General features: G+C 46.3%; 1 protein-coding gene. It reads left to right on the plus strand.

Annotated features, from left to right (window positions below; translation table 11 throughout):
- Positions 1 to 65: 65 nt before the first annotated feature.
- The gene (locus L3V77_RS24525) at positions 66 to 24,683 is read left to right on the plus strand and encodes an LEPR-XLL domain-containing protein (protein ID WP_275137430.1); all 24,618 of its coding nucleotides are present in this window, start codon (positions 66 to 68) and stop codon (positions 24,681 to 24,683) included.
- Positions 24,684 to 24,933 lie beyond the last annotated feature (250 nt).

The following is a 24,933-nucleotide window of genomic DNA, read 5'->3' on the forward strand; positions in this document are numbered from 1 at the left end:
TAGGCGGAATTATACGTTTTAAGGGGCTTTCTACGTGCCAGAAAGTCACATACAGGGTTACAGTTATGGATAATCAACACCTGAACAGAAGTCGAATTTATAATGGTTCTCGCAAGAATAAGTTCGCAAAAGGACGCCTACCTCAGTTGAGCCGTTTATTTGAAGGAATAAATAAAGCGGTTAAACCAACGCAAGATGACTCAGCAAAACTGCATCTAAACACGTTTGCGTTAGAGCAACTCGAGCCACGTCTATTATTATCGGCTGATCCATTAGCGGTACTGGTCGCGGACGCAAATGTGACGTTACAAGTCATAGAAAATGCGGCGAATGAACAGTATATACAGTTAATCAATAATGACGTAAATGGCACAATATTGGGTGAGCGTAAGCTCTCTGACATCGCAGTAGACAGTATTATCACCGTGACAGGCACGAGCGGTGATGAAACTCTGACGATAGACCAATCTTTTCTTGATCTCGGTGAACGTCAATTCGTTCTTCAATTTGATGGTGCTGGCGGTACCGACAAAGTAGCAACAGGTACTGATGTTACAGAAAGCACTTGGCAGATCAGCGGGGAGAACTCTGGGTCCATGGGGACCAATGGAATCGTTGATTTTCTCAATATTGAAGAGCTTGAGGCAACAAACAGTAGTGATTCTCAACATGTCCTTTCCGCAATTAATGACAGCTTCAATTGGAAAATAAGTGGTCAAGGTGAAGGCGTGTTATCCACGTTGGAAGACGTTGCAGGTTCTATATTAAAACAAGCAACAGACGTAGACGTCTCTTTTCGCGGTTTCGATACAATAAGTGGTAGTGGCACGGATTACCTCGATTATAGTGATTATACAAGCGGAGTTTCCGTTGACTTAGAAAATGAAACGACATCTGGTTTTGATAGAGTTACGGGCATCAGCACTTTAATTGGCTCTACCGAGTATGCCGATACCTTTTTTGGTGATAGTAACGATAATCTGTTTGTTGTTGATTTTATAGACGATATTGCTAATAGCGATGGGTCTACAGACAGCGTTGATGGGAATGGTGGTTTTGATAGTGTCCTTTACCGTGATATGGGGACGACAGGAACAGATATCCAGGCCTCTGTTGTTGCTACGGGTGCTGATTTTAAACTGACGCATGGTGACTGGAACAACACGGATAGTCTCTTTACTGCGACAAGCATTACGCTACCCAATACCACAACAACGGATCTTACGATCAGCATAGTGGATGTTGATCTTCTCGCGGCGAAAGGTGGTTCGGGTGATAACTACTTTGATTTCTCTACCGCGGATGTATCGGCTCACTTAGACGGTGGTGCGGGTGCCGATATTCTACTTGGTGGTCTTAAAGACGATATCCTTATTGGTGGCGCTGGCGCAGATAACTTAACTGGCGGTGATGGCAGTGATGAGGTTATCGAAGTTCGAGCGGAAAACTTCGAATTAACCACAAACAAGCTTCGCATTGGTTCAAGTGGCGAAGAAGACATCTTGTTAGAGGTAGAAAGTGTTTACCTTAGAGCGACATCAGAAGATGGCTTAGGCAGAACACTAAATGCTGCGAATGCAGATGATTATCACATTACGTTACAAGGTACGGATTATGACGACACTATAACGGCTTCTGCTTATGGGGATACGTTAATAGGTGGTCTTGGTGCCGATACGATGACTTCGGGTGCTGGAGTCGATACGGTTAAAGAAAGTTTTGCGGGACGTGCGACTATCGCTCTACCTGGAAGTGACTATGAACTCGACTTATCTCAAGGCACCAATGAAAAGTGGCTCTTAGATGTCCCTATAATAACGACGGATAGTGGGTATAAACTCACCATAACGGACACCTTCGGTGACATTATTACTGATGAGATTTCGTGGGATGCGGATGCACGAGATGTCTCCCGCGCAATCGAAAAAGCATTGAATTTGAACTACGGTCAAATGACCGTAACGCAAGACGGCACGGTTTGGCAAATCGAGTTCACTGGCCTTTATTCAGGTCAACAGGTAGCAACTAACATTGTGGCCGAACATGGTGTTTCAGCTTCTATTGATCAACAAGGTAGTAATATTGTTGATACTCTCATTGGCTTTGATGCCAGTGATATTATTTCGATTTCAGGTAGTGAGACTGCGGATATTGTCGATCTTACTGCCTTTGTTGGTCAGTCTGTCATATTCACTTATGGTGGAAGCGACGTCATCCGAGGTGCACAAGGCAGTAATGTCATTGATGCAGGTGACGGCAGCGATACGGTATATGTCAGTGGCAGCACCAACGATACCGTGATAGGTGGTCGTGGTGAAGATATTATCATCGCTGATTTTAGCAGTAATGCGGCGTTGGATTATAATTTTGATTTAGACAACGATCAGTTGGCGATCTCTGATGTCACTGACACCGCCGCGGTTGTGCAACTGTCACTGATCTCTTTAACTGGATTTGAATCGTCATCACTTACTGGTGGCGCGCTTACTGACACTTTTGATGCGAGCGGTTTCTACGGTGTATCTGGAACGACCAGCCTGAGTTTGGTTGAAGGTTGGAATGAAGTCACCGAAACCACGTTACGTATAACCCTTGATGATATTGATAACACCATCTTTGACATAGATGTGGCCACTTCAACAACCCTTGATGAACTGATTGCATTAATTAACGCCACAGACGATAGAGAAACAGGGGCGCTTAGCGCAAGTTATAATCAGGCTTCAGGCAGCGTGTCGCTGTCTGGGTTGAGTTATTTGGGTGTTGCTGGCACTGACCTTTCGTTGCTTGATGTTCTAGGGCTATCTCAAGGAAGCGTTGCTGGTTCTGTTGTTACTGGAATGAGCTTGAGTTTGCTTGCTTCAATGCAAATGACAACCCAAAAAGGTAATGGGGGTAGCGATACCTTTATTGGTTCTGCAGGTATCGATTTCTTTGATATCGATATTGATGATGTTTCGGTCTCCGGTGGCACAGGGTTTGATACCATCTCGGCCACGACGACTTCAGCCTATACTCAGTTTGAGCTACTTGATGATGAATTGGTTTGGAAGGGGACAGACCCTGCGGATTCTGCGTTGACTATATCGACTTCAGTCGATTTAGATAGTGTGGAAAAAGCATCATTAATCGCGGATACAGGTGCCACATTATTAGACGCAAACGCAAGCAGTATGGATGTTATTCTGGACGCTGCGTCAACCAATGCGATGTTAATTGGCAGTTCAGCCAATAATGAATTCCGCATTGATGTTAGCGGCCGTACGGATACTAGTACTGATAAAGTAACGATAACGGTGGATGGTACGGCGGCGACAAACGATGTCGTCTTTTACGGGGGTAGCGACACATTTGATGTGACGGATTTTGATTGGGTAACGATTACTGGCGGTGACTTTTCGTTGGTTAGTGAAAGCAGTGGTGACCTCAATATTATTAATAATACTTCTGTTGTTGGACAAGATATAGAATTTCGTTCAAAAGGTGGAACGATAACCGTTACTGCTTCGTTGAGTACTGACAACCTAACGGGATCGGCTGGTAGTATTACCTTTGACGCTAGACACATCATTATTGATGATGGCGCGACGATTTCAGCCCAAGGTTCGTCACTGACAAATAGTGGCGACATAACGTTAAATGCTTACGATAAACGCAATGATATCGTTGGGCTCGGTTTTTATAATTTAGATCAGCTCAGCGCATCAATAACGGTTAACTCTGCCACGATACAAGGCAAGGATATAATACTGTCTGCACGAGCAGAATCTACTCGAGGTGGAATACCTATCGGTTATAGCGGTGGCCAGATGACCGTTAACTCTGAGAAGCTGAAAACCGAACTAGAGAGTCAAAGCCTTATCGCAGGCTATTCACGCACGGAAGTTGACTCAACGATTACCATCTCTGAAGACGCGATTCTCGATGGAAACAATATTTCGCTTAAAGCACACTCGATTGGCCGAGTGGCATCATCACCTATCTCTGGTGGTTTAGCGATCGCGATAGGCAGCCTGAAATCGACGGCGAATGTTGATATCAAAGGAACAATATTGGCGAAAGGCGACGTGAGTCTTGCCAGCCAAACAGAGAACTATTTGAATGTGTCAGCTGAACCACTTGCTGACATAGAAGGGCTTTCTGCGAGTGTCGCAGTGGGTTTATTGGATTCAAACTCGATAGTACTGGTTGATCATACCGCGAATATTGTAACCGACGGCGATCTTGAGGTTAATGCGAGTACATTTGATTTCACCTATGTTGAAGCATTAAGTGACGCAGGTGGCGAAGGTAAATTGGCCGCAAGTGTTGCCATTCATATTGAAACTGGAGAAACAGTCGCGACACTAGCGGGAACCATACTAGCGAAAGGCAATGTTACTGTCGATGCGACCCAAGCTCAAGCGAACATAAAAGGGAACTCAGGAACCAAAGCTGAGGCTATTGTGGACCGAACGGTCACGATCATCGACAAGTATGTCGATAAGTATAAAAATCAACTCGATAATTCAAAAACATACAGAAAATTCGTCCCATTTGCGGACACCGCATTGAAAAACGATAATGCCATCGCCCCAACCAAATTTACAGCGGGTATTGCACTGGTTTATGCCGACGACACGAACAGAGTTAAATCTCTGATTGGATTGGAAGGACAGGTTAGTGATATTCAAGTGGGCGGGACACTGCAACAACATGCAACAGTAGACACTCGTTTACTTACTGAAGTGAATTCCGTTTCAAGTACCCCATCTCAATTGTCTCAAGCATTGGGTTCTGCTGGAACCTCAGGCGCATTCAAACAGGTGCCATTTGGTGCCGCTGTTTCCGTTACTATTGCGAGCCTAAATAATGATGCGAAGGCCTATATGCAAGGGTCTACTCAGGTTGACGTATTAGACAAAATCACCCTCGATGCTCAGGCACAAAACCTGACAGGGTTGATCAGTTCTGATACCACCTTCAAATATGTCAAACCGACACTTATAACGAATGCGATGATCAATACCGACTACGTTATCAAGAAAGGCGATCTTATTCGTTTTGAAGGTACTCTAGAAAAAGGGAATTATGATTGGCTACAAACTGGAACCGCACTGAAACCGAGTACCGGTTTATTAGGCGCCGTCTACAAATATTTAGGCGACGACATTAACGATCTGCGAATGAATACGGCAGATTTTAGTGACGTAACGTTGTGGGAAAGATTAGGTAATAAATACAACAGCATTCCTAATCAATTGTTTGGTGGTGATTCGAATGTTTATCTTGTTGATAATTCGGTTAAATCCACCGCCGCTGGCGCAAAAGTTTCGCTATCGCTTAATTTCGCTTTATTCGATTCAACGCAATCGTCTGATGCGAGAATTAAAGGTCAGGTACAGGTCAATCAACGTACCGATTTGGAAAACAGTTTTGATACGTTAACGGATCCAGAAGCGAATATTGCGGCGCAATCGATACTTGATAGCGGGTTGGTACTGAGTGCTCGTGATATCGACATGACTTCTAAAACGGTCAATAAATCGTTTGATTATATAGGTAATGCGACGTCCACTTCTTCTGGTCTTCCGCTGATCGAAAAACTGAATAAAGCCAAAGGTGCTACAGACGCCCTAAACGGGGTTGGTGCAAGCGTTTATATAAATAATGTCACTATGAATAGCCACGCGATTATTGAAGATGGTGCTCATGTTTATGCGGACAAATTAGGGCTTAAGTCTGATAGCGAACTATTTGCTATTGGGCTTGGTTACGCGAGTGGTTCCGGTAATGGAACATTAGGTGTTGCTGGTCTTTATATGGGCTACAACCTAAATAGTACATCAGTCGCGCAGATTCAATCAGGCGCGACTATCGATGTCGGAACGCGTTTAGGTAGCGTGGTCTCGGAAGAAAGGCTGAGCGTTGTTGCTAATAACCAGGTTGATCTTATCGCAGTGGCCGGAGCGGTGGCATCAGGCGGCGCTATTGGCGTCGGCGGTTCGGTAATAGTGACTGACGTGACGAAACAAACGCTAGCGCTTATCGGAACACAAGGTGACAATGTCACTATTGAGGGTAATGTTAACGTTAATGGTGATGCACGAGTTGGAGCCGATAGTGATGGCGTTATTATTGGTGCGGCTGTAAGTGCCGCTTCCGCAACCGGTAAAGTTACCCCATCAGGCCAAACAGAACCTCCAGTCGAAAATAGTTCATATGGCATCAGTATCTCTGGTGCGTTCATTTTTAATACCGTTAATAGCACGACGTCATCTGGCCTATATAACATAGCCAGCTTTAATGCGGATACGCTTAAACTGTCAGCAAACGAGCGAAGCGGTGTTTATGCATTCCCTATCGCTTATGCAAGCTCCTCGGCACAAAAATTTGCGCTAGCCGCGGCCGGGATCGGTCTTAGAAATGATGCAACCTTTATAGTCAGTGCCGGTATTTCAAGGGCAACGAATGTAACGCTCGATCAGCTAACGGTCGAGGCAATAAACAGTAGCACCGTTGTGACAGTTTCGGCGGCCGTCGCTATGTCAGGGTTAGCAGAAACCTCGGCTGGTACCACGAGTAGTATTGCGCTTGCAGGTAATGTGTCGATTAATAATGTGACATCGGACGTGGACGCGTTCTTGATAGATGTTATAGACATGCAGGTTGCGGGTAAAAATGACGCTGGCTTCGCAGTTGATATTGAAGCGAAAGATAAGTCAGAAATTTATGCGGTTGCGTTAGGTGTTGCGTATGCGGGAAATGGCGCTGTTGGCGTGACTTACGCGGAAAATAATATCAATAGCAATGTTGATGCGCTTATCAGCAATACCGATCTGACGAGTGCCACAGGGAAGGTCAGTCATCAGGCAAATAGCAACGCAGACATTGTCTCCATTGCTCTAGGTGCAGCGGTGACCAAAGAAACCTCTCCAGGTTTTGATAGCAAGCTTGGCATTTCAGTTGCCGCTGCTATAAGCATGAATAAAGTTCGCATGAATACGCGAGCTAAGATAGAAAACAATAGCACCATTACATTACCAACCCATGATTTAGATACATCGCGTTTGGATGTAAAAGCCAACAATGATACGGATATTGTCGGCGTCGTCGTTGCCGCTTCCGTTGGTATACAAAGTGGCGGAACCAACACGATTTCATTCACTGGCGCTGGCGCGAGTGTCACCAATGAAGTGTATGGCGATACCGAAGCGAAGATCGATGGCTCTACTGTTAATCAAACATCAACAACAGCAGGTAAATCGTCGGGCACGATTGGTACTTTTGTTCAATCCGATGCAACGGGAGATATCGTTGCTACGGTTGTTTCCGCAAGTGTCGCTTACGCGAGTTCCACAACTGGCACTGGTGTTTCTGGTTCGATTGGTGTCGCGTTAGCCGAGAATAATATTGGTGGAGACCCAGACAACAGCAACAAGGCAAATACCGTTAGTGCACTGATTAATAACTCAGATATCAATATCAGTGGGGTGGTGAATACCCATGCTGAAAGTGCTCAGGATATATCGTCAACGGTGGTTGCTGCTTCAGTTGCAATCGCACAATCAACATCAGGCAGCGCGGGTGCGTTAAGTGGTGTGGGTGCTTCAACAACCAATAATATCGTTGTGGACGTCAATTCAGGCATCACAGCGAATGTCGCGAACAAGTCTATTTTAGCCGATTCATTAAGTGTCATAGCAAAAGATAAATCAGTCATCAGTACTTCGGTGGTCGGTGCGTCTGTGGCTGGTGCGTATTCGCCATCGTCATCCGCTGGCACACTAAGTATCGGGGTTTCACTCGCTGAAAATAATGTAACAACCAACGTCTCCGCTCTTGTTAGCGGTGCATCTGTTGGTTCACAAGCTCGCCGTATTGGCGCGGTGAATTTAGTCGCAGCTTCACAGGCAGCGATAACGGCGACCTCAGTTGCGGCATCAATAGCGGCAAGTTACAGCACATCGGGTTCCATTTCGATCAGTGGTGGTGGTGCAAATTCTATCAACACCGTTAAAGGTTCGACATCCGCGAAAATTAAAGGCAGCACCATTCATAGTGATTCTTCTGTGGGTGTAACGGCAACAAATATTTCAACAGTCGATGCTACGGTTGTGGCTATTGCGGTTGCTGGTGCGGGCGGTAATGGCGGTGGTGTGGGTCTATCTATTGGCGCTGCTGTTGCAGAGAATAGCATTGGTATGAGTGGTGCACGTGTATTGATTGATGCTTCTATTGAAGATTCATCTGTCGATACAACGTCAACTATTACTTTGTTAGCCGATGCAGGGATGACTATTAATGCTGGTGTGGGTGCAGGGTCGCTTGCTATAGCAGGTGGTTCTGGCGGTGGTCTTGCCGGTGCGGGTTCGGGGGTCAGCGCAACCAATGATATTTATTCATCGGTAAATAGTTTCATCGACAATTCAACTGACTCGACAAAACAGATCAAGACCAGTTCGCTGACCATAACGGCAAATAGTGCCTCGTCGATTACCGCGGATGCTGGAGCGGCGTCTTTAGCCGCTGGTTTTGGTTCTGGTGGCGGGATTACGGGTTCAATTGGCGTGGCGTTAGCGCGTAACAGGATTGATAGTAATAACAATGCTTATGTTAAGAATGCAACGTTGGAGTTGGGCAGCTCAACGCTTGATATTAACAGCACGACAAACAACACCATTACAGCAATATCAGTGGCGGCATCAATAGGTATTGCTGTTGGTAGCGGTGGTGGAATTTCATTGTCAGGTGCTGGTGCAGATTCAAATAATCAGATCTTTGGCGATACCTTAGCGTATCTAGATGGCGTTAATCTGCTTAACGTTGGCAGTATCGATGCTGATGCAACGAATACTTCTACAATAACCGCAACGGTTGTTGCGGTTGCCGTTTCCGGAGCGGGTGGGTCTGGTGGAGGCGCTGGTCTCGCTATTGGCGCAGCCTTATCCGCAAATGATATTGGTTCATCTAGTGACCGTTTGATGGTGAAAAGCTATGTGGAAAACAGCGCGATAAACGCAACGGGCGCTATCGATCTAACCGCACTAGGTAACTTGACTATTACCGCGGGTGTTGGTGCTGGCGGTGTCGCTATTGCGGGGGGAAGCGGCGGCGGTCTGGCAGGCGCAGGAAGTGGCGTCAATACGACGAACAAGGTTTATGCTGATGTCGAAAGTTACATCGATAATCTAGCTAATGTCAGTAAAGCGATTACGGCATCGAGTATTACTTTAAATTCTTCCAATACGTCGACTATTACCGCGGATGCAGGTGCGGCTTCACTTGGCGCTAGCTTTGGTGCAGGTGGTGGTCTATCGGTAACCATTGGTGTGGCGTTAGCAAGAAACACGATTGATGTGGATACTAAATCTTATATCGCGAATGCAGATGCAGTGAATACGGGGACAGGCGCCGTTGATCTCAACGCGACAACGAATAGTACGATTACTGCGACGTCTGTCGCTGCGTCATTAGCCATTGCTGCTGGTGCAGGAGGAGGTGCTTCGATTTCGGGTGCGGGCGCTGATTCAAATAATATAATCAAAGGCGAAACAGCGGCATACCTTGACGGTGTTTCTCTTATCAACGTCGGAAATGTGGATGCCGATGCGAGTAATACATCGACGATCACGGCAACAGTGGCAGCCGTTGCTGCTTCTGGGGCTGGTGGGGCAGGTGGCGGTGTTGGGCTTGCAATTGGTGCATCGGTTTCAGCCAATGACATTGGTGAATCAGCCGATCGTTTAGCGGTTAAAAGCTATGTTAAAGACAGTGCGATTAATGCAACAGGGGCCGTTAGGTTAACGACTGTTGGCAACCTAACCATTAACGCAGGTGTTGGTGCCGGTGGTGCTGCGATTTCTGGCGGGGCTGGAGGCGGAATTTCTGGTGCGGGTAGTGGTGTTAATACGACGAATACCGTGTATGCCGATGTAGCAAGTTTTATTGATAACCAAAACGGTATAAATAAAGTGATAACCGCATCGAACTTTGTTTTGAACTCGTCGAATACGTCGAAGATTACAGCCGATGCGGGCGCGGCGTCCTTAGGTGGTAGTTTTGGTGCAGGTGGCGGTGTTTCAGTTACTATTGGTGTCGCGCTCGCTCGCAACACGATTGACGTGGATACCAAGTCTTATATTGCTAACGCGAACTCGGTTAGCACCGGTACCGGTATCGTAGACCTTGATGCAGTGACCAACAATACGATTACCGCGACCTCCATTGCTGCCTCATTAGCGCTTGCTGGTGGTGCAGGCGGCGGTGCCTCGATTTCAGGCGCGGGTGCGGATTCGAATAATATCGTTAGAGGTGAAACAGCAACGTATCTGGACAATGTGTTCCTACTGAATGTGGGCACTGTTGATGCGGATGCAAGTAATATCTCTACAATAACCGCTACGGTTGCCGCTATTGCCGCCTCTGGTGCGGGTGGCGCGGGTGGGGGTGTTGGACTGGCTATCGGTGCAGCCGTTTCTTCCAATGATATTGGTTCATCAAGCGACCGTTTGACGGTTAATAGCTACATTAAAAATAGTGCTATAAATGCATCAGGTACCATTGGGCTAGACACGGTTGGTAATCTAACCGTCAATGCGACGGTTCTAGCGGGTGGCGTTGCGATTGCTGGTGGTGCTGGTGGCGGTTTAGCGGCGGCGGGTAGTGGTGTTAATACGACGAACACCGTGTATGCCGATGTCGCAAGTTATATCAACAACGCGTTAAACAGTAACCAATCTATTTCAGCCGCAAACCTTACATTAAGTTCATCAAACATCTCTACGATTACCGCGCTAGCAGGTGCTGCTTCTCTAGGTGGTGCTTTTGGTGCTGGCGGTGGTGCCACGGTGACTATTGGTGTGGCGTTGGCCCGCAATACGATCGACGTGGATACCAAGTCTTATATTGCTAACGCGAACGCGGTTAATTCCGGGTCTGGTGTTGTCGACATTGATGCGATTACGAATAATACGATTAAAGCAACCTCATTTGCGGCGTCGTTAGCCCTTGCGGGTGGCGCGGGTGGTGGCTTGGCAGTCTCTGGAGCTGGAGCCGATTCTAATAATATTATCAAAGGCGAAACCGCGACGTACTTGCAAAATAGCTCGCTTACTCAAGCAGGTATCGTTTCATTAAATGCACAAAATATTTCGAAGATTACAACGACAGTCGCGGCAGTAGCTGTAGCTGGCGCGGGTGGCGCGGGTGGTGGCATTGGTGTATCAATCGGTGCGGGTGTGTCACACAATGAGATAGGAACGTCTAGCGATAGATTAAAGGTTCTTTCTTATGTAGAAAATAGTGCAATCAATGCAAGTGGATCACTGAGTCTTGACGCGTTAGCGAATATGACTATCAGAGCGGAAGTCATCGCGGTGAGTTTGGCTGTTGCGATTGGCGGTGTTGGTGGTGCTGCTGGCGCAGGGTCAGGTGTCAGTGCAACCAACGAGATATACGGCCTAGCGAGTAGTTATATAGATAATACTGGCGGCAGTAAAACAGTGACGGCAAGCAGTGTTAACGTGACAAGCCGCAGTACATCAAGTATTACGGCGACGCTCGTTTCTGCGTCATTAGGTATCGCCGCTGGTGGTGTTGGAGGTCTAAGTATTTCCGTGGGTATCTCACTTGCGAACAATACTATTGATATGAATAACTCGGCTTACCTAAAAGGCATCTCATCAATTGGTAGCACGGGTGCATTAACACTTTCAGCAACAACTCGAAGTAATATTGATGCTATTTCGGTAGCAGCAAGCTCAGCACTTTCTGGTGGAGGCGTTGGAGGCGTTAGTATCAGTGGTGCAGGTGCTAGCGCATCGAACGATATTTTTGGCACAACTCAAGCCTTTATCGAAAATACACAAGTCAGCGGTGCCTCTTCAGTGTCAGTGACGGCATCGGATACATCAGACATTGACGCGACTGTTGTAGCAGGATCTCTTGCTGGTGCTGGTGGAGGCGCAGGTGCTGGTGGAGGCGCAGGTGGTATTGGGGTAGCGCTTGGTGCTGCCTTTGCTTACAACAATATTGGTAGCAGCAGCAAACGCCAATCAGTTAATGCGTATGTGAAAAACAGCGGAATAAACGCCACTGGATCGCTTACCTTGTTAGCCACAGGGAATATGACCATAGATTCTGTTGTTGTGGCCGCGAGTGCAGCAGTGACAGGCGGAGGTGTTGGTGGTATTTCAGGAGCAGGCGCTGGAGTCAATACAACCAATACGGTCTATAACGAAATCAATACCTATATCGACAACACATCGGCTAGTAGTAAATCTATTAATGTAGGTAGCTTAACGCTAACCAGCAACAATACCTCTAAAATCAATGCGGATGCTGTTGGCGCCGCGCTTGCGGCTGCTTTTGGTGGCGTCGGTGGTATATCAGTCTCAGTAGGGGTTTCGCTTGCACGTAATACGATTGATAGCAATACGAACAGTTATATTAATCGTGTTAACCAGTTAAACAGCGGCGCTGTACAACTGACGGCAAATGCAAGTAACACGATAAAAGCGACATCTTCTGCAGCCTCGCTTGCAGCAGCAGGAGGCGGACTGGGTGGGGTTGCCATCAGTGGTGCAGGAGCGGAATCTTCAAACAGAGTCTATGGAGACACTAAAGCCTATATTGCAAACAGTCGATTAGGGTCGTCTCTTAATAAAGTGGGCTTGGTGGATGTTAAAGCAAAAAATATCTCTAATATAAACGCAACGGTTGTCGCCGCCTCGGCAGCCGGTGCCGGTGGCGGAGGTGGTGGTGTCGCGGTATCAATTGGTGCTTCAATTGCCCAAAACGATATAGGCTCTTCTAGTGATCGCCTACGGGTAGCAAGTTATATAGACAATAGTCAATTGTATTCTAGCGGTACATTAAACGTGGATTCCCGCGCACAAATGATCATTAAAGCAAATCTTGTGGCGGCAAGTGTTGCGGTAGCTGGTGGTGCCATTGGGATTAGTGGTTCAGGTGCCGGGGTTGGTGTAACGAATAACATCTATGCTGATTTAGATAGTTACATTGAAGATAGCGCGACTATCTTGGCTTCAGGCATTACCGTTAAATCTTACAGCGCTTCAGATATTGATGCATTGGCTGTTGCTGCTTCGGTGGCCGCGAGTTTGGCTCCAATTAGTATTGCTGTGTCTATCGCAGCTTCTGAGATCAACAATAATGTGGATATCAGTATAGATAGTGATGTTCGCAATTCTACCCTAACCAGTATGGGTAATTTTGCCGTTCTCGCTCAAACCAATGACGATGTTTACGCGGAAGGTTATGCAACCTCCATTGCCGCAGGTATTGGTTTTGCTGGGGCCGGAGTTATCGTTGATAGCCGAGTGGTGGGCAATGTTAACGCAGGCATTACCGACTCATCTATTACGGTATATGGTACGGGTTCGGTCAAATCTATCGCAAATTCCACGCAAAGAACCGATGCGTATGGTATTGCTGCAGGCTTCATTGCTGCAGGTGTGGTTATTGCGGATCTCGAAGCTTATATCAATAGCACTGTTGATTTTAATGACGTGATATATAACGGTTATGACTTACTTCTTTCGGCATATGGGACAGAAAATAACTATGCAAACGCGGTAGCGGGTAGTGGTGGCGTATTAGCGGGTGCAGGTGTAGGAGCCAAAACACTCAGCACAAGCAATACGAAGGTTAATGTCAGTGATGAAACCGATATTACGCTTGGCGTGTTAGGTGGCACAGGTATCCTAGACGCGAAAGCAGAACACGTTGCCCGTTTTGATGCCAAGATTGTCGCCGCGTCGGGTGGTTTGTTATCTGGCTCAGGTGCTGAACTTGACCACCTTATTACTTCCGATGTGATGGTTAACTTAGGTGATAACGGACACAGTGATAATCTTTTGATTAACGCTAAAGACATCAATATTGTCGCGCTTAATCAAATCAAGAAAGATCAAGGCGGTTATATCAACGCCCTTGCGATTGGTCTAGCGAGTGCCGCAGGCGCAGATAGCCGTACGATTCTCGATATAGAGACCGCTATTAATGTGGCGAATAATGCCGTTATTAATGCGACAAGCGATGATGAGACTCATGGCATTTCACTGAATGCTCTGAATGTACTTAATATTACAGACAAGGTTATTCTTAATGCCTCCGGTGCGTTAGCTTCGACTGGAGCAACGGTCATCGTGAAAGATAATCAGCTATTAGCTAAGGTACGCATTGGCAATAACGCGGTCCTTACCAGCAGTGGGGATGTTCAAATTTCAGCGCGTGGTAAAGGCACGGTGGTGACGTCAGTAGAAGCCGATTCAAGCGGTGCTGTTTCGGTGACGATAACTAAATCGGTTGCAAATATTACCCCTGATAATCAGGTGGTATTTGAGAACAATGCGAAAGTTACTGCGTACGGAAATATGAATGTATCCGTTGGTACCGATACCGATTTCAATAGAGATGCTTATAAAATCCATGCGCTTATCGATGCGTTTGCAGACAGTGCGATTCCTGTCGATGACGCGACAGCCGGTGCAACACTACTGCAAAATAATACCATTACGGTTAATAACGGCGCGCACTTAAAAACCGCAAGGCAGATGAATCTGCATGCTGAGCGATTTGGTTTTGCCAATATGGATGCTCAGACCAAAACGGTAAACTGGGCGTCAGAGCTTGGTGGCACAGCGGATCTAGGCGGTGATGTAACAACAGGTGCTTCAGGTGTAGTGACAAACTACGGTACCTTGGAAACCGGTATACGCCGTGAGCAATGGGTGACATTTGATTCCCTTAACGATGATGGCTCCGTCAACGGCTACTCAGCCTCAGATGGTGTTACTTTTAGTAGCAGTATTTCTGCTCTGAGTTCTTCATTGTTTGACAGCCTCGATGATGCAGAAGAGCAACTGAATATTTTCAATGACGGCAATGCGGCAGATACCGATATAGAAGCCTTCTACAAATCAGAGATAACGCGTTTACAAGGGCTACTTTTGGCAGAAGGTTTGCTAGAAGAAGTTAAGCCGGGTGTATTCGTACAAAATCAGGTGAATACGCCGATTATCACTGTAAATGATATTTACGCGGAAGCAGGTCGGATTGATGTTCGCTCCGATTCTTTTAGTAACCTTGGAACAGTAACGACACCAAGCGATGCGTCTGTTTCGATATTGAATCATACGACGGCATCACTTGTGATTAATAAGATCACGATACCTCAGGAAAACGGGGGGTCGTACCTTAACGGTGAGCGTTTAAGTGCTGATCCAGTATTCACGCCAACAATCAGTGTCATCAACGATGTTGATTTGGATCTAGCAAAAGCGGAGTTGGCGCTTCGCTTCCCTGGCAACGACACACCGATCCTCGTGTGGCCTTCTATTTCTATCATTGGTGAAATCACTAACCGTTCAGGAAGCCTTACGCTAAAAAGCTTGAGTGGTGCTATTCCTCCAAGTGGTATACCAGTGCTAGGCAGTGGTGATATCACCATTCAAGCTGACATTGATGTTGATAGTCAGATAGTGGTGACCAAAGGTACATTGGTGGTTAGTTTGCCTCCGGGTTCTACCTACTCTGTTGATGGTTCTGAATATGCTAAGTGGAATAATGCAATAGGTAATAACGGGTTAGGGGTGGCAAATAGTACGGTAATTGATGATCAGATTAATAGAGATATCGTTGGACCAAGTATTTACGCGAATAATATTTCTATTGACGCTGAATACATCAATATCAACGGTAAGATCCAAAGTGGCAAAGAGATCTTCGACCTCACTATTACGTCGGCAATGCAGGACACGATGGATGGTTGGCGTGAGGCCGGTCGAACAGGATTGATCAGACTCGACGCGGGTAATGAAGATTTCTCGGTCTTTTATGATGCGAGTAATGACCAAATAGTGGTCGGTGACATGCGTGTCAGCGGCGGTTATATCAAACTGGAAGGACACATCCTAAATACCAATAGTAATTCAAAGATAGAATTGCTAGGTGGGTATGCCACAATCAACGTGACCAATGAGACCGAGCTGGGAATTAAGATATTAGGCTTGGACGCATCTCAACGAGGTGAAGGAACGCTGATTATTAGAGATAAAGCAAAAGGCACCAGCGCAAACCCTCTTGAGACCATCTATAAAAAAGATGAAAACGGTGTTCGCATTATTAGTGCAAGTGGCAGCTCTGCGGGTAGCAACGACATGACCTATACACCGAAAGAAGGGTGGAGGTATTCATGGGCAATGGGACAAGAGAGCTTTGAGCGTATATATACGACGAAAGGTACCTCTTCATGGTTAGGAATTGACGCGTTTGCTGCGGACCCTGCTACTGTCTCATTCTCAGGTACACCAGAGAAGATAGGTACGCCGCAGTTACGTGGTGAGGGTGCCTATTTTGAATATGCCCCTGGTTCATCATCTGACGAATATATTCCCGGTTATTCACAGATAACGTTAAGCGAAGAAGTGTCGTTGGTTAAGAAATGGACGACAAGCACATGGTACGGTAAGAAAACGTATTATTCTAAATTTGTAAAAGAGTCGAAGGTTCGTGATGTTTACACCCATTCACTGAAAGCAGATTATGGACTTAACATCAAGTTTACCGGTAATGATGCTGGGGAAGTGAACATAACCTCAAACAATGGCGGCGATGTCATCATTCAAGGCAGTATCAGTAATGAAACTGGAACGACAACAATCGATACCAATGCATCCATTACCAACGTCAGCAGAGGCAGCGTTGGCGGTAAAACCATTATCCTTGAGGCAAGAGATATTGGTGGCGTTCCGGTTGTTAATGTCGATGGCAGCTATGACGCGGCATCGATGGCATTACTACTGAACCTTTCCAACGTGTCGAACGCAAGTATTTCAGCACGTACAAACGGTGGCTTAATTAATATCGCAGAAATTGATGGCCCACTAGTGGTGAACAACATCACTTCCGCTTCCAACAGCGATATCTTAAGAGACTCTGGCGGTAAAGTGTTCTTGTCGGCTGTTGGTGGTATACAAGGCGCCGCCGGAACCAGTGCGGTTGTTCGTGGCGGCATTATCAATATTAATTCAGAAGGGCATGTCGGTAGTGCAACTCAAGCTTTAAATATAGACGGTGGTATTGCGAATAAAGATTATCTTGCTATTACGGCGGTTAACGATGTTTTCATTAGTGAAACAGATGGTGATTTGCGTTTGAAATCCATCAGTAGTGGTGCAGGTGATGTGACGGTTACCGTTGCCCACGGCTCATTGATTGATGCGAATACAACGGCTATCCGTGATGAACGAACCTACGAAGAACTGAGTACAGGTGTGTGGGAGAGTTTGGGTCTGATTGGCGGTAGTGACGCTGCTCAGAAAAAAATCGACGATGTTATTGATGCCTATTCTTCTGCTCGAGAACGTGAATACAAAGCGTACTGGGATGTCGTAAATACGCAATCTGACGGGGTCTACGATTCTACTGTGAATGCGACCATCTCCGCAGGTGAAACGGCCTATTATAGTGATTACTACCGCCAACTTGGTGAAGACCAAGGCAAGAGCGGCGCGGCGTTAGATACCTTTGTTGATGATGCGATTCAAACGCTAAATAATAAACGAAATGCGGAATACCATTCCTTACACGCGACCTACGGTGGGGAAGCATTCGACCCAGACTACTCTTATGACCTTTCACCGCAAGAAATTGCAGATCTAACAGGCAGCGTGCATGTTTGGACAGAAGACGAATTGCTTAACCTTATCAGTGGTAGTTTGCTCAAACCGATCACAGATACGCAAGCCACAATCGAAGATGAAAATATAAACGCAGCAGGAAAAATCACGATAGTGACCTCTGAAAATATAGGTTCAGCCGAAGGCAGTGTTGAGATAGTGCTTGATGGTGATTACACGGATGAAGAACGTGTGCAATTGGCCGCAGCGGAACGAAATGACGTTTACTTTGTTTTCCAAGAACGTGTCGATGTTGTCGTTAACGTTGTCGATGAATCAACGGGTGATGCTTTGGTTCGCAGTAGTGGTAGTTGGGAAGCGGACGGTTTTGTTGCCGGAATGCAGATTCGCATCGCCGGTAACAGTGCTGCTGCGAATGATGAAGGTAGTTTCTATGAAATCGCTTCGGTAACCGCGAACAAATTAACGCTAACGACAACAGACTTAAACGTTGAAATTTCGGTGAATATGAATGTAGCGGCAATCAGTGGTAGCCCACTGTTTACCACCTTTATTAATACCAATAATCAAAACTGGGAAAATGTAGGCCTTACAGAACAAGGGTTTGTTGAAACGAATGGTAAGTTTTATCAAATTCAACGCATTGCAGGCCGAGTGATAGACCTTAAGAAGGTATCAAGCGACGTTGCCGTTGGTGCATCAATTATTAGCAGTTCTGTTTATCGTATTGCTCAACTTGACAAGGTCATTATTGATCAACGTGAAGATGTCGATGTTCTTGCTTACGGAACGGTGAATGTTTCGGCCGTGGGCAATCTGTACTTAGGTTCAAACCAAACGTTAAATGTTGAGCATGCCTCCGGTGATAATGTACGAATCAAGAGTAAGGCGTCTCTTGTTGATTCCTCAGGATCAGCTGCGGCGGTTTCTGCTTCGTCGAGTTTGATTCTTGAAGCGGGTCAGGGGGCGATTGGTTCAAGTGCCGCTCGATTTACCATTGACACAGGAGCCGATGCATCGTTCACGGCCCGTGCTAGGGTCGCTATTTTTGTCACCGAGGTAAACTCAGATATCAATGTTGCCACCATTTATGCAAGAGAAGGGGTGGTTGACCTTCTTGCTAATAGCGGTTCAATCGTTGATGACTTTGATCATCCTTATGAAAACATACGAGCGAACAGCATCGTACTGACTGCAATGGCCGGTAGCATAGGTGAGGCAGGTAATTACCTCGACATCAACCTAACCGGCGGTACGATTACGGCTAATGCACTAAACAACATTGGTTTAAATGAAACTGAACTCGCTATGAACGTTGACCATATTGAATCAACGCTCGGTAATGTTGATCTGCAAGCGCATATGGGGATTTTAGATGCCGTAGCGGACAGCATTGATTCCGGTGAAGTAGCGGATATTGTTGGTGCAAGTATCAATCTTATCTCACGTTTCGATACCGTTGGTGCGATAGCCGCAGATATTGAACTGGATACGGGGTCTCAGGCAGGTCAAAACCTAACCATATCGAGTGCTAAAAATAGCCATGTGATTGAAGCAGTTGGTGACCTGTATCTTAATCAGGTATCAACAGGCAGTACGTCGATAGCATTTATTGCTGCGCCGAGCGGACGTATTTTGAATGATAGCTTGTCGGGAGATAATGTCATTTCTGGTAAGACGTTTTTATTTGCGTCACAAGATATTGGTTCAGCGAGCAAAGCACTTTCCACCAAAGTGGGTAATATCCAAGGCCAGTCAACAGCGGGTAGCACCTATGTGACCAACACTGGGGCATTAGGGGTTGGGGGCGTTGTTGCCGGTCTAGACCAAGGTTTATTGGCGGGGGGGAGCGTGACACTGATTACGCGTAGTCCGTTGACTATAATTGAAAATATTTTTGCCAAGGGAGATATTGACCTTACCTCAACCGACAATTCAGCTGATGATAATATTGTGGTCAACAGCGGCATTACATTGACGTCTACCCAAGGCAGTATTAACGTCAACTCAGGTGATGGATTCTTGCTCAATAGCGACGCGCAACTTGATGCCGCTCTAGATATTGCTATTCAGGTTGACAGTGGAGACACCGGTAACAGTGACAGCATAGGTGCTGTCGTTGATGTTCGAGGTCTGATTGTGTCGGGTAATAGCATTACCATTAATGGTAATGACGACGATGATCAAATTATGGTTACGGGCACACTGATGTCCGAAACCATCGTGGTTGATACGGACGACGGTAAAGATAAAATTGAGCTTGCAGGGACACTGCAAGCGCAACTCGTGGTTATTAATGCTGGAGCGCAAGATGATGAGATATCGCTTATCGGAACCGTTTTAGCACAAACCGTTGGTATTAATGGTGGTGACGGGGAAGATAGAATACTAATAGATGTTGTTCAGATCGACGGCGATGTCACCGTGAAAGGCGGCAACGACAACGATATTCTGACTGTAAATGAGTTGCACACACGCAGCGGTAAGTTGCTGTTGGACGGCGAAAGCGGAACCGATCGTTACACCATTAACCGTACAGGCGCAGATGCTGGCTATATCATTGATGTAGAAGATTCTGGTAGCGAAGCGTCTGGTGCGGACACATTGACGATTAACGGGACCTCCGCTGAGGATACGTTCTTGCTGCGAGCCAACTTCGTTGCTGCTATGCACAGCGACGGTAATGGTGGTTACAGCAATACAGTAGAGCGTGTAAATTACGACAGAAATATCAATGCTCGTTTAACCATTAATGGTCATCAAGGTGCGGATAGTTTTATTAGTGACGACACGAGCTCAATTACAACGTTAGATGGTGGTGCAGGTGCGGATAACTTCCAGATTGGTCAGTTATTTGGTATTGACCGCCAATCGTCACTCGGCGCGGTAGCGGCCGGTGATGAGATTGAAACAGTTGAAACCACTTTAGGCTTCTTAAGCCGTGGTAATAGCCTACCAATGGTTATCTACGGTGGTGATGGCCACGACAACATCAAAGTTTACTCGAACAAAGCCATCACTAAGCTTTATGGTGAAGATGGCGATGACAGCTTTATTGTTAGAGCGTTCTTGATTAAAGACAGCGGCCTAAGTAATAACAGCGTTGACGTAGAATTGTTTGGTGGTGATGGTGCCGATACGATTGAATACAGTATTAACTCTGCACTGAAAATTGATGGTGGTGCTGGTACGGATTCTGTCATTGTTCTTGGTACAGAAGCGGACGACAGCTTTATGATCACCAAAGACGGTATCTTTGGCGCAGGGTTGAATGTTGGATTCCAAGGGGTTGAACTGGCTGAGGTGGATGGGCTAGAAGGAAATGACACCTTCTATATCTTGAGCACCAGTAATAAAGTGGAAACCACGATTATTGGCGGACTGGGTGCCGATACTTTTAACATCGCGAGTGATGTAGTGAACCCAATCGTCTCGTATTCTGTAGAAGGTCGCAGCAGCTTTATCAACCACAGTGTCGAGAGTGATGATGATGCTTACAATGATATCTTCGTCAATGGTGTGTCACTTAATGTCGCGAGCCAAAGTAATGGTGCCGTAACGGTTGATACTGGTGGCGCTATGTTGCTAGATGAAGATGGTTTGACCGATAGCTATGATATCGGTATTGGTATTCCGAGCGCGGATGTCTTGGCGGGAACGGTTGCCTACATTACGGTTTCTGCAGCAAGATCGTCCAGCAGTGATGAAGAGAAAACGGCTAATGAAGCCGCGAGTGTCTTGGTTTCAACTAACAATGTGGACTTTTATGAGTCACTAGTACTTACCTATACTCAGGGTTTAAATTGGGATGCAAATACACCAATTTTTGTGAAAGCGATAGACGACATCGGCGCAGAAGGTCAACGTCAATATGTGATTAATCACAGCATAAGAAGTGATAATCCGGCGTTTGACGGCCTTGATATCAACAACGTTGAACTGACTGTTAATGACAATGATCAAGCGGACATTATCTTAACCAAAAACGGCTCTACAACCTTGGCTGAAGGGGGTAAAGAGGAGACATTCAATGTTCGCCTTGCAACCATGCCGGAACTGGGTGAGGAGGTCACGATTAATGTCAACGAGCTGGTGCCTACCGATGGATCGAGTCAATTAACCATTACAGGACCCGCGCTTGTATTTACGCAGGCTAACTGGGATAAGGCGATAGAGTTTACTGTCGTCGCTACCGATGACAGTGACGTAGAAAATGTGTATCAAGCCAGTGTCGTGTTAAGTGGGACGAGTAACCTGACAGGTACTGACTATGACGTTGTTGCCGATACAGAACTGGATCTATTTGTTCTCGATAACGACACGGGTTCCGTTATCGTTACGCCGAGCAACGGTACGACCCTAGTGAGCCAAACAGCACAGGACGATTATTCACTTGTGTTGAGTAAGAAGCCAACGGCCCCCGTTACCGTTAGCTTATTAAATGATGGGCAAACGCTATTCAGTAGCAGTGACACACGCTTTAACGCGACAGATAATACCGTTACATTTGGTATCAATGATGGCGATTGGAATAAAGCGATTGTTATGGAATTGTCGGTTAACCCAGATTATCAAGATGACAGCAATCAACCCGTACAGAAAGCGACGCTTCAACCGCATACACTTAATAACATTCGTGGAAAACTGATCATTGAAGGTGGAGTCCCAGAAGGGAAAGCTCGTACTCTATCAACGGCCGTGATCTTGCCAACGGAACTCGATGGTCCTTTGCCAATCATTGATATCACCCTAAATGAAAACGAAATGACCGATACGCTTAATGTCTTTAACGACGGCAGCGTAGAAAACGATATTGGTCTGTTATCCGATACCGCCATTACGGGGTTAGGAATGACCGCCGGTAACGGTATCGAATACCACGATATAGAAGTGGTTGAGCTGCTACTTGGTTCGGGTAATGATGACATCACCGTTTCGAATACCGCAGAAGGTGCCATTACGCTCATCCATGGTGGCGGTGGTGATGACACCATGAGTGTCACAGGTAGTGATAGCGAAGGTGTTCTCATACTATTGGGTGATTCTGTTCAAGACGGTTCCACTTACAACGCGACCTCGTTGGCGAAAACCGCTAACGGTCGTGAATATAAAGTCGCTGGCAACGACACGATTGATGCCTCAGGAGCTGGAGGTTCCGTTGTTATTTATGGTGGCCTAGGTGACGATTCACTGACAGGCAGTAATTTTGGTGACCATATCGCGGGTGGTTCAGGTAATGATGAGATATTCGGCTTGGCTGGTGATGACCATATCTACGGTGACGCAGGATTCAACTTTGATACAAGTACACGCCTAGACTTATCGACTCAAGTATTGGAAGTGGTGCTAGATGCTGACAGTGCCAACGATAACCTTGATACCTCTGACTCACTTCTTGTCGGTAACGACACGATAGATGGTGGCAGTGACAATGATATTATCTTTGGTGATAAAGGAACGATTGTACAGTTTACGGGTACCAACCGAATCTTGAATACTGATATAGATTCTGCCGTCAGAATGACCAACAGCGGTCGAGTATTAGGTGGAGAAGACATCGTCCGTGGTAACAGTGGTGATGACATTATCTTTGGTGGTGTGGCTAGCGACCGTTTATATGGTGGTAACTCGACATCCGGCAATAATATCACTGGTTCTGATAAAGACATTATCCTTGGTGACCTTGGTCAGGTGAACATCACGAATGGTAAAGCGGTTCAGGTCTTTACAACCAATAAAAATATTGGCTCTGGAGATAGTATTCAAGGTAATCAGGATAATGACATTATTCTGGCAGGGTATGGTAATGACGACGTACAGGGTAACAACGGCGACGATAGTATTATCGGCGACAATGGCCAGATAACCTTGATTAACGGCGTGCGTTCCGTACTGTTTAGTACCGATACCACCAATGCAACAGGTGGCGATGATGTTATTTCACTTGGCAACGGCAACGACCAAGCCATTGCGGGTGTTGGCAATGATACGGTGACCAATCGCTCTGGTGAAACCATCATTATTGGTGATGATGGACGAATCGAAAACGATTCGGCGGGTCGCTATCTGGTTGCCTTAACCGGAAACACCGCTATAGGTGGAGACGATAACGTTATTGGTGGTTCAGACAGAGATATTATCTTTGGTGGATATGGTGCAGATAGACTAGACGGTCAAGCGGGTAATGACTTAATTGGTGGTGATGGTACGAAAGTAACCCGTAATCCGGGCACCATAGTACTTGAAGCTATCGACTTGTTCCTTGGGGGTGATGATACCCTTTTAGGCGGCGCAGGCTTCGACCGAATGCAGGGACACTACGGTAGTGACTTATTCTTTGCTAACTTTAGAGAAGATGTATTGGTGGGCGAGTATGGTCGATTCACTTTTGATTCTAGTAATACAGATCAAGCCGCAACGTTTATTATCTCGTTAGCACAAGGCAAGCTTGATTTGATACGTCAACTTCAAACGAGTTTATTTAGTGGCTACGCGAAACAGGTGTTTGCAGAGTCTAACCTTGGTCAAGCCGCAAGAAGTCGTACGGCGCTAACGACGGTCTTTACTGATAGTGCTCAGACCGCAGTCTCCGGACTAGAAGCTGCGTTACAAGCGACAAGTTCAGGTGGTGGTGAAGGGGCAGACTTTGTCATCCCGACTGAGCCGACCGCCGCTGGTACACCAGAACAAACACCCGATCAAGTAGCGGGTGAAGAAGGTGTATCTGAAACAGGACCGGTAGAGGGTGTTGTCGGTGCAGTAGCCGGTGAAGTTGAACCTGAAGAGCAAGAGGTTGAACAAGAAGAGTGTGAAGTGAAAGCAGAAGATGGCACTTGCGCACCGACGGCTGAGGAAGTGAATCCAGAAGAGGCGCAAACGGATGACGTTCAAACCGAGCCAGCAACGGGCGGAGAATCATTGTTAGCTGACTCGACCAACATCGATGTCCACGCAGCATTAGCGGCGGTAGGGGGTTGGGCGGTAATGAAAGACACCTCTAGTAAAACGAAAGGACGCAATAAACAGAAAGTCGCGTAAGCATCATTTTATAAGATGTTTACTCTACGGTATCTATACTACTAATAAGGTATGGATACCGTTTGGTTATTGTATTTACATAGTGCCTACCCCTCAAACTGGAAAGAATGAGCGGTAGGCACTATGCTTTAGGTCAAGTACTGGGTTATAACCGTGGTTAGAAAAAAATAGATAAAACAATCGATTAGTCAGAAGTAGAGAAGATGAAATGAGTTCGACATTTATCTACTAGACAACATTCGTATTTACA

Origin of the sequence: Vibrio sp. DW001 (genome assembly GCF_029016285.1) — a bacterium.
Lineage (GTDB): Bacteria > Pseudomonadota > Gammaproteobacteria > Enterobacterales > Vibrionaceae > Vibrio.